This is a genomic window from Candidatus Omnitrophota bacterium, assembly GCA_041650805.1.
Lineage (GTDB): Bacteria > Omnitrophota > Gorgyraeia > 2-01-FULL-45-10 > 2-01-FULL-45-10 > JBAZKM01.
In genome coordinates this window covers 38,178-51,274 of the sequence record JBAZKM010000013.1, presented here as the reverse complement: position 1 = coordinate 51,274, position 13,097 = coordinate 38,178, and the positions used below count along the sequence as shown (strand labels likewise).

Annotated in this window: 11 protein-coding genes; 1 reads left to right on the top strand and 10 read right to left on the bottom strand. The window is 52.1% G+C overall.

Translation table 11 applies throughout. From position 1 onward, the window contains the following. The 3 genes from WC515_08315 to WC515_08305 all read right to left on the bottom strand — a co-directional run. A partial coding sequence (locus WC515_08315; protein ID MFA5147365.1) for a molecular chaperone DnaJ occupies positions 1-1,121 on the bottom strand: 1,121 nt, incomplete at its 3' end. 35 nt (positions 1,122-1,156) lie between these two features. Continuing rightward, entirely contained in the window at positions 1,157-1,882 is a 726-nt protein-coding gene (locus WC515_08310) for a hypothetical protein (protein ID MFA5147364.1), read from the bottom strand. Then, positions 1,882-3,831 (bottom strand): tetratricopeptide repeat protein, encoded by a 1,950-nt coding sequence (locus tag WC515_08305; GenBank protein ID MFA5147363.1) that lies wholly within the window; start codon positions 3,829-3,831, stop codon positions 1,882-1,884. The genes WC515_08310 and WC515_08305 overlap by 1 nt, the downstream gene beginning before the upstream one ends. Positions 3,832-4,027: 196 nt before the next feature. Here WC515_08305 and WC515_08300 point away from each other — a divergent pair, with 196 nt between their 5' ends. Beyond that, entirely contained in the window at positions 4,028-5,350 is a 1,323-nt protein-coding gene (locus WC515_08300; GenBank protein ID MFA5147362.1) for a diguanylate cyclase, read from the top strand. A 6-nt stretch (positions 5,351-5,356) separates the two neighbouring features. On the opposite strand, the gene WC515_08295 is transcribed toward WC515_08300, so the two are convergent. From WC515_08295 to WC515_08265, 7 genes are read right to left on the bottom strand one after another with little or no spacing between them, the layout of a single operon-like run. Next, positions 5,357-6,361, bottom strand: a complete 1,005-nt coding sequence (locus WC515_08295) for a hypothetical protein (protein ID MFA5147361.1) — start codon at positions 6,359-6,361, stop codon at positions 5,357-5,359. Then, positions 6,349-7,485, bottom strand: a complete 1,137-nt coding sequence (locus WC515_08290; protein ID MFA5147360.1) for a glycosyltransferase family 2 protein — start codon at positions 7,483-7,485, stop codon at positions 6,349-6,351. The genes WC515_08295 and WC515_08290 overlap by 13 nt, the downstream gene beginning before the upstream one ends. Beyond that, positions 7,482-8,579, bottom strand: coding sequence for a glycosyltransferase family 9 protein (locus WC515_08285; protein MFA5147359.1), 1,098 nt, complete (start codon positions 8,577-8,579; stop codon positions 7,482-7,484). The genes WC515_08290 and WC515_08285 overlap by 4 nt, the downstream gene beginning before the upstream one ends. Beyond that, complete coding sequence (locus WC515_08280) at positions 8,576-9,730, bottom strand: glycosyltransferase family 4 protein (protein ID MFA5147358.1); 1,155 nt, start codon at positions 9,728-9,730, stop codon at positions 8,576-8,578. The genes WC515_08285 and WC515_08280 overlap by 4 nt, the downstream gene beginning before the upstream one ends. Continuing rightward, positions 9,727-10,869 (bottom strand): glycosyltransferase family 1 protein, encoded by a 1,143-nt coding sequence (locus tag WC515_08275; protein MFA5147357.1) that lies wholly within the window; start codon positions 10,867-10,869, stop codon positions 9,727-9,729. The genes WC515_08280 and WC515_08275 overlap by 4 nt, the downstream gene beginning before the upstream one ends. A gap of 31 nt (positions 10,870-10,900) precedes the next feature. Next, entirely contained in the window at positions 10,901-11,704 is an 804-nt protein-coding gene (locus WC515_08270; protein MFA5147356.1) for a class I SAM-dependent methyltransferase, read from the bottom strand. Positions 11,705-11,710: 6 nt separating this feature from the next. Then, on the bottom strand, positions 11,711-13,090 hold the full coding sequence (locus WC515_08265) for a polysaccharide deacetylase family protein (GenBank protein MFA5147355.1): 1,380 nt from the start codon (positions 13,088-13,090) through the stop codon (positions 11,711-11,713). Positions 13,091-13,097 lie beyond the last annotated feature (7 nt).

Here is a 13,097-nt window from a genome sequence, read left to right as displayed (position 1 = left end):
TTGGCTATTCTGGCTTCATCTGCGAGGCGTTTCTCTTCGACGAGCTTTGCCTTACGGGCCTCTTCGGCTTTACGGAGCGCTTCTTCCTTGGCTATTCTGGCTTCATCTGCGAGGCGTTTCTCTTCGGCAAGTTTGGCTTTGCGAGATTCTTCGGCCTGCAGTTTCTCTGCCTCTTTGGCTTTCCTGGCTTCATCGGCGAGGCGTTTCTCTTCGGCGAGCTTTGCCTTACGGGCCTCTTCGGCTTTACGGAGCGCTTCTTCCTTGGCTATTCTGGCTTCATCTGCGAGGCGTTTCTCTTCGGCGATCTTGGCTTTGCGAGATTCTTCGGCCTGCAGTTTCTCTGCCTCTTTGGCTTTCCTGGCTTCATCGGCGAGGCGTTTCTCTTCGGCGAGTTTGGCCTTACGGGCCTCTTCTGCCTGGAGCTTCTCGATCTCTTTGGCCTTCCTGGCCTTATCGGCGATCCATCTCTCTTCGGCGAGTTTTGTCTTGCGGGCTTCCTCGTCTTTACGCCTTACCTCTTCCTTGGCGCGGTTGACCTCATCTCTCAGGCGCCTTTCCTCGGCTATCTTTGCCTTGCGTTCTTCTTCGGCCTTGAGCTTTGCCTCTTCTCTGGCTCTATTGACTTCGTCGGCAAGGCGTTTCTCTTCGGCTGCCCTCGCCTTCTCCTCTTCGATGCGGGCCTTTCTATCGGCCTCTTTCTGTGCGGCCTCTTCTTTCTTACGCTTATCCTCCGCTATCTTTGTCTCCCGCTCATATTGTCTGGGCTCGTCGATCTTCCTTCTCTCCTGCACAAGTTTTGCCTTGCGTTCCGATTTCGCGATAAACTCTTTCGCTTCGGCATTCTCCGGGTCTTCCAGGAGCACCTTGTAGCTCTCGAGCACAACGAGCTTGTGGCTCCCTTTCTTATATGCCTCCCTCGCCTTTTCAAGATAACTCTTTACCCGTTCGGCCCCGGCATCGGCGTCTTCCCTATCGGTCTTGTCTATGACCAGCGTCTGGGATTCTGACGAAACGGCTACATGCCCGTCTTCCGCCCAACCGGAGGGAATAAGAGAGAAGAGCGCCGCGCAGGTAAGCGCCCCATACAAACGTAGACCTATCAGTAATCGCCTGTTATTCATCGTTATCATATTTTCGCAATAGAGAAATGCCGCACTTAAGGGTTACTTACATCATCTACTACATCATCGGGCACAATGTCGTCCGGCGCGATATCATCAACGACCACATCATCGTCATCGGGTATTACGTCATCATCGACCACGTCGTCATCGTCGTCATCGGGCACGACATCATCGACAGGTCCCGGACCCGGCGGCAACTCCACCGCCGCCGAAGGGACCGTCAATATCCCCGTTGAGATGTCCTTTTCGCTCAATATATCCTTCGATACGGTCGTCTCTATCTTATAGACCGGCGGGAAAGGCAGTATCGGCGGACAGAGTATGAGCCGCGGATTTATGACGGTCTTCCGGAATGCGTCGCTTGCCATGATCTTTTTGACACCCTCCGACGATACGTCCCGCGGCGGGAGCCCCATCTTTTCGAGCAACTTATCGGGCTCCATATTTTCCGCGACAGGGCTGCGCCTTGCGACACGCAGAAGTATCGCATCGAAACTCTCTTTAGTCAACGGTTTCTCTGCGCTCCATTCACCCAAAGGCGTTATCCCCATATCCTTCAGCCTTTCAATAAAATTTTCTTTGATCGCCATCTCCGTCCCTATGAGGCGGGCTACCTCCCCCTGAGTTATCGCCGGGGCGCCTTTCTTAACCGCCTCTCTTTCCTTCTCCTGGGCCAGGCCGGCCGGAGCAGCAAGAAAAACGGATAAGGCCACAAAGACGGTAACCGCTCTCTTAACCGGGCGATATATTTTATCCACTATATCCTAGCGGCGCCGCCCGCTATCCTCTCGAGTTCGTCCCTCGCTTCCTTCAGGTCCGGCATTATCTTAAGGGCTGCCTTGAGCTCCATTATTGCCTCTTCTTCTCTACGCAGCACATTCAATGCGAGGCCGAGGTTATAATGCGCCTCGACGCAGCTCGGCTTCAGATCCGTCGCCTTACGGAACGCTTCTATGGCCAGGAGCGCCTCTCCCTTGATCCAGTATGCGTGGCCTAAATTGTTCCATCCGCAGGAATAATTCGGGTCTATACGCAATACCTCTTTGTACTCTGCGATAGCTTCGTCGTACCGCGCCTCCATCTCATACAGGCGTCCCATATTGTTGCGGGCAGGCATGAAATTTTTATTCTTCTCGACCGCTTTTTTGTAAGCCTCTATGGCATCCTTCGCCTTCCCTTCCATCTCGAGACAAAAACCGAGGGCAGAATAGGTATATTCATCGGGGAGGATCTGTATGCTCGTCCGGGTCTCCAGGACACCGTCTCTTATATTTCCAAGCTTGGTATGGGAGCTGCCGAGGCCGCCATGGGCCCATGCGTCTTTCGCGTTCACCTCGATCGCCTTGACGAACGCCTCTCTCGCCTTATCGTATTTGCCCTCCATCAGAAGAGAAAAGGCAAAATCCCTGAAACGCGATTCCAAACTGGGAACAAGGTCCAGGGAGGCATAGCTGGCGAGCGCGCTCGATTTGAATTCGCTGTTCAATTCTTTGAACGCGTCGCTCGCCTGTATAGGGTCGTTCATATTATAGAGATAAGAGTAGCCCGCCTGGAATTGCGCCAGCGGTGCTATCGGCTTGTCTTTGTAATCCTGCGCTATCTTTTTATATATCTTGATCGCCTCTTCGTACTTACCGCCCTTGTGGTAAGCGTCTGCGAGCTGATATTTGGCGTTCAGCACTATATCGCCTTTGGCATATATGTTTATGACGTCCTCGAAGACAAGCGCGCTCTTTTCAAGGTCGTTCTGGAACTTAAGGGACCAGCCGATATTGAACTGGGCCTTCTGCGCCAGGAGGCTCTTCGGGTCTATCTCTATGGCCTTTCTGAAGAAATCGCGGGCGGAACCGAGGTTATAATTGTATGTGTCTATGACGCCTATGTCGTAATAGATCTTCTGGCGCTCGATCTCTGTCTTCGCAGCGGCGAGCTTATTAAGCAGCACATCTTTCTCCTTGAGGGACCGCTTTATATTATTTATGGTGACGAGAAATCTCCGCGCCACAAGCGTCTCTTCGGAACCTAAATAAGAATTAGCGACCTCGGAGAATATCTTTTCAGCCCTTTTCAGTTCCCCCATCTTCAGGTTCGCATACCCCAGCCTCAGTCTCACCCACCCTATGTCCTTGTAGTCGGGGTATTGCGATATGAAGGCGTTGTAGCTTGCGATGGCGTCCTCCATCTGCCAGGCCGCCTCCGATTCGCGCGCCTTATCCAGGAGAGCGGTATCCTTCACTTCAACGCCCGGCTTCGCCTTACCGCGTATCCTGAACTGGACCCACACCATAGCCCGTCGCACTTTCTCATTAAGGGCGTCCAGGGCCAGCAGGACTTTTGACCTTTTGGCCTCTTTGCTCTTTACGACGCTGGTGAGGATAGTCCTCAGGTCTTTTAACTGGTCCTTTATCTTGGCTTCCGCGATTATATTCTGCCCGAATTCCAGGTTCACGACGCTCGCAGTATCAAGTTTTTCGGCGGAGACCTCTTTTATGAGGGCCTCGCCGAGGACCATCTTCAGGTCGCGCGTCTCCTCGATCGTCCGTGCTGCGGAAACCTTACTGAGCGAGAACTTCAGATTTTCAAGCGAGGTATCTATGAGGTAGGTATTGTAAGTGAAAAAGAAAGCCACGACCAGCGCTAATATGACAAAAAGCCAGATGAAGACCCGCGCTACCTGCCAGCTCTGCTTAAGGGGAGTTTTTTCCACTTTCCTCTCAACGCGTAAAATCTATCTATAATAGCAATATCTATGTAATAATATAACCTAATATATATCAATATAAACTTTCATTAAGTATATCCTATCTTCTCCTGCCTGTCAAGGCAAGGGGGAGAAATAAATCAATATTTGTATTGCAAATCGTGAAAAATATGGTAATATAATCAGAAATAAAGGAGATGCTGTGGCCGGTTTGGCAAAAACAACGCTACAGGTAAGGATAACGACCCTCATGGTCGTTTTTTCTATCTTCTTCATATTCGTCTTTACGGCCATAGAGGCGAAGAACCAGCTGACCGTGATGACATCCTATAATTCCTACAGGTCCCGGCTCGGCGCGATAATAGTCAAGAATACCCTGGAGAACCTCCTCAAGGATCCCACCATACAGCAGGACCCCTCTATCCTATTCCGCATAGCGGTGGAGTCGCTTGCCAAAGAGAGGGTCGTCGACAGGATATCGGTATTTGACAAAAAGGGCAATATAGTCACCTCCAACGACCCCGTTTACGCGGCACAGAAGAACGTTGTCCCGGAGGACCTGCGGCGCGCATGCGACATATCAAAATCGGAAGCCAAGGAAAAATGGTTCTGTTCATACGTCGATGTGCGCAAACAGCATATCGACATATTCATCCCCCTCTTCGTGGATGAGGAGTTCCCCTACGTGGCGGAGGTCACCTACCAGCTGGGGAACCTCCAGATGGCCCTGAGGGAGATCTACACGCCCGTAACATTCACTATCATTGCCGTAATAATAGCCAACCTCATACTGGGGATGATACTGTCGAAGACGATAATCCGTCCCATAAAGATACTGAACCTCGCCACAAAGGACATCTCAAGCGGCAACCTCAACCTGCGCGTCAAGATAAAGACGAGCGATGAGATCCAGGAGCTCGGTGAGACATTCAATGAGATGACGATAGCGCTGCAGAAGATGAAGGACCGCGCCGAGAATGCCAACCCCCTCACAAAACTTCCCGGGAATAACGTGATCCGCGAAGAGGTAGAGAAGAGGATCCGACTCAACGAGAAATTCGTCGCCATCCATTCGGACCTGGATAATTTCAAGGCCTACAATGACAAGTACGGGATATCCAAAGGCGATGACGTGATAAAGTTCACCGCGAAGACGCTCCAGGACGCCATTGCCGAAAAGGGTAACCCAGACGACTTTCTCGGCCATGAAGGAGGGGACGACTTCTTCATAGTGACGTCCCCGGACAGGTCGGAAGCGGTCACGGATTATATCGTAGAAAATTTTGACAAGAAGATCAGGGGATTCTATACCAGGGACGATATAGACCTGGGTTATATCCTGGAAAAGAACCGGCAGGGCCAGATGGTAAAATTCCCTATCATGAGCATATCGATGGCAGGAGTATCAAACGCGATCCGCGACATATCAAGCTACGCGGAATTGACCAATATAGCCGTGGGCGTGAAGACGAAAGCGAAAGAGACGAAAGGAAGCGTCTTCGTCCTCGACCGAAGGGCCGCGTGACCCTCTTCATCTGTACCAGAAGACACTCCAGATAGCGACCATCCCGAAGACCGCCTGAAGCCCGAGTATATATCCGACGAGACGTCTCTCGCTTACTTTTGTGTACTTCATGAAAAGGTGGGTCAGGGAGTAGACCTTACCTTCATATTTCAGGGTACCGTTCACAAGCATACCGAAATTCGCCGCCCTGAAGCCTCCCCTCATCTTCAAAAAGAACTCCGCTACCTGCGGCGTGAGGGCTATGACCCCGGCCTTCTCCATATCGCCTATGATGACGACGCTAGCTATCGCGGCTCCTATTGTATATGTCCCGACATTACCCGGAAATATCTTCGCCGGGTACCAGTTGAAGACGAGGAACGCCAGGCACGCCGCGCACATGGTCAAAGCTATCATCGATGACGATGCCGAATACTTATATGGTTCCATCTTCATCAGCATCGCTGAAACCGCAAATAAAGAAGCGCATGCGATAGCGCCGCAACCCGCCTCGAGACCGTTAAATCCGGCCAGTATGTTCACAAGGTTTGCGCAGGTTATCACGCCTATCAATATTATGGTGTATGAATAAAACCGGCTGATCTCCAGAACATAACCGAAAATATCTATCTTCGTCGGGTCGGAATCTACCATTATTAGAGGAAGGGCGGCCATGCCAGGAAGCAGGATACGCCAGATCCTCCTGACAATAAGTATGTCGTCGAAGACGCCTATGAGCGCGATGAGTATTATAGTGATCAACCCCGCCATGAGATCCGCGGCATTGTCGCCGTCGATGACTTTTAATGACAGGAGCAACGAGATGACCAGGCCTAACGCGATCGCGATCCCTCCCATCGTGGGTATATAGACATCGCCCGGCTTTGCCATGTCGCGGCCGAAGAACATGCGAGAATCTTCCGCATCGACCTCGCGCAAAAAACGGAGTTTGCGTATCAGGACGTGCGTTCCGGCAAGCGTAACGATAAAACTTGCCGAAAAGATAAAGACGTACAATATCAGGTACCGCATTTTCTATTCCACGTCACTTTCTGTGCGCCTGTTATAAACCTGAAGAACCCCGCCAGTATGGCTGCGTTCATCAATGTAAAATATGCCGCCACACGGAAGAGCGGTACGTCGATACAATACTTATTTAAAGCACAATGAGATATCGAAATCAAGTAAAAAACTACCTGCGCGTAGAAAAAGACCGCGAATGGATGATCGCGGACAAGGGCCATATTGGAAAGGAATGCCGCTATCAGAAGGAACGGGGCGCACCATCTCAATACTTTATGCGACCATAGGGCAAAAGAGGAAAATCCGGAAGCCGGGTTCAATGCGCGCATGGAATATGCTATCGACTGAAAGTTCCCCGCGCTTATACGCGCCCTCCGTTCGAACTCCTCGCGCATGGTCCCGGCGCGCTCATGCGCGGCCGCGCCGGTCTCGAAGAGGATCCGGTACCCCTTCCCTATTATCCTCACACCCGTTACCTGGTCTTCCGCTATGGCATCTTCCGGCAGATCTTCAAAGAGCTCTCTTCTTACCGCGAATATCTGGCCGTTTATCCCCGCTATCGTCTTTATGGACGACTCTTTCTCCTTTATGAAATTTTCGTATCTCCAGTAAAGCCCCTCTTCTACCAGAGAGCCGGCCGTTTCGGAGAGCGTCAACCTGCCGCAGACGCCGCCCGTACTACCGTCCGAAAAATGTCTGCCGAGCTTCAACACGGCTTCCCTGTCATACATCGTATCCGCGTCAGAAAATAGTATTATCCGGTTTTGAGCCTCTTTCACTATATCGTTCAACACGGCTGCCTTGCCCCGTCTTTTGGAAAACTCGAACAATCTTACCCTGGCACCCATAAACGGCCTTACTCTATCCGCCGTACCATCGGTCGAACCGTCCGAACCGATCACCAGCTCTATCTTCTCCGGAGGGTAGTCGAGTGATAAAAAATTCTCTATCTTCTCCTTTATCACCTTCTCCTCATTGTATGCCGCTACGACCATCGAAACGCCCGGGCAACTCACTTCTGCTTTGGGCTGTGGGCGTTGGACCTTGAGCTTGCTGATGATCACAAGGATGAGCGGGTAGAAAAAGTACGTATAAAACAGGAGAAAAACGGATACGATAAAAATCGCCTTCACGACTTCCCGCCTTTTTCTGCGATCTCGCAGATCTTTTTAAAGACCTTTTCCGGCGTGACGGCCCGCATGCAGGAAGCGTAACCGCATTCCCGCACCATGTTGGGGAACGTCTTTCCGTCATAACACGGGCTGCACTCCATCTCCTCCCGCATGATATGGATATTTCCCGAAGGGGCGCATATAAGCGAGGGGTCGGTCGGACCGAATATGGCAATGACCGGCGAGGGTGCTGCGCTCAATACATGCAATGGGCCCGAATCGTTGGTCACCGACAGGAGCGCCTTCTCTGCCAGTATCCTGACTTCCCGCAGATTCATCCTGCCTGTCAGGTCGACTGCCCGGGGACGGCCTTCGCCGGCTATCGAGGCGGCGCGCCGGACCTCCCCCTCTCCGCCCACCACAGCCACTTTATATTCCGAACCATCCAGTATCAGGTCGCATAACCTCCTGTAATAGTCGGGAGGCCATACCTTATTAGGCACATTTGATCGCATCCTCGACGCCGCAGGGTTCTCCCCGCCCGTGCATGACAGCACGACGAACCTCTTATCCCGGAGTCCGCCCTCTTTCATCAACGCATCCACGCGCATCGCATCCGACTCATCGGTCTCTACGGATATCCTGGCATCCTGAGGAGCGACCGGGACGGGCAGCAGCTTCAGCACGTTCAGATAATCGAATATCTTCGGGCCGGTAGCGCCGTCGCTCACGATGTCGGCGGTATTGAAACTTAACGAACCGGGCCTCCTGAGCCCTATCCTCTGCCGGGCGCCTATCAGAACGGCAAAAAACGAGAAATGGGCGGCGTGGTGCAGGGTGACTGCCAGGTCGAACTTCTCTCTCCTCAATCTCTTTATAAGCGATAATAATCGCGCCGGGGACGGTCTTAAAAAAATATCTTCGTCTACCGGGAAGACCCTGCTTATCGCGCGGTTGGCGGAAACTATATCCATGGCGCGCCGGCCCACCAGGAAAGAGATCTCTGCCCCGGGAAAGGCGGAAGCAAGTCCGGCGATGCATGGTGTCGCAAGAGCTACCTCTCCGATGGCCCATAATTTGATTATCAGTATCTTGTCGGGTTTGCGGCTATTCATCTTTTCAGCATCCCGGAATAGATGCGCAGAATGTCGCCGGCGATCGTATCCCAGTTGAATTTATCTGCCTGCGCCGCCATCTTCCCTTTAAGGGATCGCGCCAAACTCCCGTCATACAGGACGGCCTCTGTCCTTGCGCAGACTTCGTCCTCGCTTAGAGAATTTATTATCGAGCATGCCCCCGATCCCGTCAGCTCCGTATCCCCGCTGTGGTCCGGGACGATGTTCGTCACTACCGGGACGTTTCGGACCATATAATTTATGATGCTGGACCTGCGGAAGCTTGCCCCGCGGTCAAAGAGGAGTATCCCGACTTCCGAAAGCGGTATATAGAAAGAGGCCTCTATCGGGCCGCAAAGGCCTGCCCAATGGACTTTATCTTCGATCCCGAACGACTTGATCAAGCTCAGCACATATCTTACATACGGGTTGTCGCGCTCCCTCTGCGTGTCGCCGAGGATGAGCAGTTTCAGATGTTCGTCGCGGACGCTCAAACGGTGGAATGCCTTTACTATGACATCGAAATGGCGGTCTCTTTTTAAAAACCCTAATGTAGATATAAAACGGTCGCCGCTCCTGTAAAATATCTTCGCGCGAAGGCCGGCCTTCTCGGCTTCATCCGGCTCCGACACTTCTAGGAACGGCCCCATCCGGACCTTCCTTATCCTGCCGCGCAGAAAAGGAAAGCGCCCTGCGATATCGTTCCTGTCCTCTTCGTTCGTCACCGCTATAATATCCGAAAACAGGAAAAGAGGGAGGAACAGAAATTTATTGAGCGTGCCTGATATCGCGTAATCATGGATCGTAAGCATTACGGGCACCCGGTTGCAGAACATCTTCAATACGGCGGGAAGGATGCTGACGGCGCTTAAGGTGGCCCTGTAGCTGAGGGTCGGCGCCTGAAGATGCACTATATCGGGAGAGGACCTCCTTATGAACGCGGCTATCTTGAACAACGAAAATATATTCCACTTTTTTATTACGGGGTGGACGTATCCGGCCTCCCGGATACTGCCGTCGGAACTGGTCAGAACTTCCATCCGCACATCTTTACGCAGCATGATATCCGTCATCTTCTTTGTGTAATCCCCGACGCCGCACCGCATCCGCGGGAAACTTCCGGATATGACCGTAACTTTCATCTTATTCATGCGCATACCTTTTCATATACGGAGAGGGTCTCGCGCGCAGTCCTTGTCCACGGGAAGTCCTTCGCCCTGCGCAATCCCTTATCTGCCATCTTCCGGTATAAAACCGTATCCGATAAGAGCATCTCCATGGAATCGGCCATTGCCTTACCGTCCCTCGGATCTATCAGGATAGCGGCATCGGAGGCCACCTCATTCATAGGCGGGATATCCGATGTTATGACAGGTTTACCGCATGCCATCGCCTCCAGTACCGGAAGCCCGAAACCTTCATAGAGGGACGGGAATAGGACGATCCGCGCCTTATTATATATGTATGAGATGTAGCTATCCGGGATCCACCCGGAACATACGATTATGTCGTCCGGAAGCCCTGCCCTTTTTATGCTGTGTAAAAGACCCGCGTTATACCGCCTGGAGACGGCGCCGCAGAGAAGCAGTTTCTCCCGCACCCTTTTGCGTTTTTTCAGATCAGCGTAAGCGTCCACTATCAGTTCGACGTTCTTTCTCGGATCGCTCAGAGTGCCCAGATACAATATATAGTCATCCCATGGATATCTTTCATGTACCGCCCCGGGTATGGCGCTCTTATCCACAGGAAATAAGCGCTCCGATACACCCAGCGGTATTATGTGCACCTTCTCTCTCGCGAAAGGGAGGTACTTCGATATCTCGTCCCTGGAGAACTCTGAATTGGTTATTATGGCGCCGGCCCTCTTGATGCTTTCCATTATCTGTTGATACACCAACCCTTTTCTCCGGTACTTCCCGGTCTCGGATACGTGCCATAACATGTCATGTACGGTCAGGACGGTCTTCATCGTCTTCGTAAAAGGCGCTATCTTGTCAAGGGAATGGGCCACATCATTGACGCCCGCCATCCTCTCTATCGGAAAGGACCCAAAATTGTTCCAGAGCATATTCATATACCTGTACGGGAAGAATATGGATACATGCGAAATATTTTTATTCTCTCCCTGGACCGGGAAACCGCGCGTTCTGCCGAACGGGTTCTTCACGGAGAATATCGTATAAGAGTTACGGGTATCTACCTGCAAAAGGTGCGTCAGGAGTTCCCTGGCGTATGTGCCGGCCCCCGTTGCGCATCTCTCCGCCGGGCTTATATTGAAAAGGATCTTCAAACCGCCCGCCTTTCCCGGTATGAGAAAAATATCATTTTTCCAGTATAGCGACTATGTGTTTGCAGATGCGCTTCCTCAGCGGCTTTCCCAGCGATGATTCGATTAAGGAAAATACGGCGTCCGAAAGATCGATTAGGGCCCTCGATACGCCATTATCCCCCAATCTGCGCACCCCGTTCTTAACGAAGTCCTCGAGAGTGAAACCATAACCGTCTATGCCGATGACCCTGAACCCGGACGCCTCTCCGAGAGAGGCCATCTCCGAAAAGGAGTATTCCCTCTCCCATCCGTGCGGCCATCTCCCCAAAGCCATCTTCGACTTCTTTAATATCGTAAACAAAGAATACCTCTGAGGCACGCTTACGACCGATATCCCGCCGTCTTTCAGGATACGGCGCTGCTCCAGCAATAAGAGCTCCGGCGCCCTGAAATGCTCCATAAGCCCCTGTGAAAAGATGAGGTCGAAATGTCCGGGGGCGAACCTTGTCGCCGTGGCGTCATCTTCCGTCACGGTGATAGGCGCGCCCAGGAGACCGCTTATCTTCGACGCAAGGAGGACCGCTTCCCTGCTCAGATCTATGGCATAAAAAGCCGCGTATGGGAACTCCCGTTTCAGGAGGCAGGAATCGATGGCCGTGCCGCAACCCTCTTCCAGTATAGCGCCGCTTTTTTTTATACCCGAGCGGCGGGACAGCTCCCTTTTCAAAATGCCCAGAAAATACCTCCTGTCGCGTATCGATGCGTAGACCCTTTTATTCAGGTCTTTGTCTTCAAGCCATTTCTCCCACACCGATGAATGGGACCTGACTGCATCCAAAAACGGCCTATCTCTCATATGCGTTCAGCGCTTCCTTTTCAGCACAACGGTAGCGTCGGCCTTATCGGCCATATACCATCCGAAACCGGGATCGGCCAATAATCGCCTTATGGCTATGCCGGACCCGGTCATGAGGCCGGACGGTGACTTTGTCGATTGCACCAGCACTACACCGTCATCGGCCACAAACCGGCTCCATGCGTTCCAATCTTTCATAAAACCCTCTTCGAAATGGTTTGCGTCTATAAGGAGGTAATCTATCTTTTCGCTCCAGGACTTAACGGCATTATAGCTGTGATCCCTTATAAAGACGATATCTCTGTCGTTGAATTTTCCGAGCGCGTGTTTTGCGATCTTCATGCTGAGGCTGAAATAAGGGTAGAGGATCGACCTGTACGGGTCTATAAGCCAGATGGTGCCTTTCGGGTCCATTACCTTAAGCGCCTCCAGGGCGGATCCGCCCTCCGAAACCCCTATCTCCACAAGGCGCTTCCTTCCCCCGGCATATCTCTTTATGAGCCCGGCCTGGGCCTGAGTATGTTGTCTTATCGGTCCCCTGAGATTGAATATACCTGTTACATAACTCATACATGACTTGTAATTATTGAAATGGCGCTCGAAAAATCTGCTCCTTATGACCCTCAGGAAAGGGAAGATACCCGTTATATCGAGCACCATCTTATTGACGCTCGTCTTATTTCCTACGCCCATACTGGGCAGCTCATACGGATCGGTCCCGGGGCCGACCCAGCCGGGTTTGACCGTGCGCGCCGATCTGTATCGTGAGCCGTTCCTCAATATACCGAGCTCCCTGGCGCCGTAATCTCCGTATGGATATGAAAAATGGTCCACCTTTACGGAGAGCGCCCCCTCCAGAAGGTCTTTCGAACCGGCCATTTCATATGCCGATTCTTCATGGCTCAGTTGTGTAAGAGGGAGATGCTCCATGGAATGTGCGCCGAATGACGCCCCGTGTTCAATGAGGTCCCGCATCTGGCTTTTATTCAGATATCGTCCCTCCCTTCCGGGGACGCCGCCGATGGATCCGATCTCATCCGGCCGGGTAAATATCATGACCGGGGCCTTAAATTCGTCGAGGACCGGTATCAGGCCGTGGTTACCGCAGAAGCCGTCATCCATAGTGATCACGAGGGCCTTCCGGGGCAACTCTCTCCATGCTTCTTTGTCACGAAGCGCCGCCACCAGATCGTCCAGGCCTATGATCCTATAATGGCGTGTGATGTATCTCATATGTGCGCGGAAAACGTCCTTGTCGGGGTCATGGTAGGAGATTATGGTGACTTTGTCCCGGGCGATAAATTCTCTTATGAAGACGGGAACAAAAAGTATCCTCATTATGATCGAAAAGATCTCCTTGAGATATCTCTCCGCGCGTGATTGCATGGGCCTG

What these genes read in the sequence shown, in the direction of transcription:
- WC515_08295 (MFA5147361.1), bottom strand. Translation starts at nt 6,361, where the DNA reads ATGCGGTACCTGATATTGTACGTCTTTATCTTTTCGGCAAGTTTTATC.
- WC515_08285 (MFA5147359.1), bottom strand. Translation starts at nt 8,579, where the DNA reads ATGAATAGCCGCAAACCCGACAAGATACTGATAATCAAATTATGGGCC.
- WC515_08280 (MFA5147358.1), bottom strand. Translation starts at nt 9,730, where the DNA reads ATGAATAAGATGAAAGTTACGGTCATATCCGGAAGTTTCCCGCGGATG.
- WC515_08270 (MFA5147356.1), bottom strand. Translation starts at nt 11,704, where the DNA reads ATGAGAGATAGGCCGTTTTTGGATGCAGTCAGGTCCCATTCATCGGTG.
- WC515_08265 (MFA5147355.1), bottom strand. Translation starts at nt 13,090, where the DNA reads ATGCAATCACGCGCGGAGAGATATCTCAAGGAGATCTTTTCGATCATA.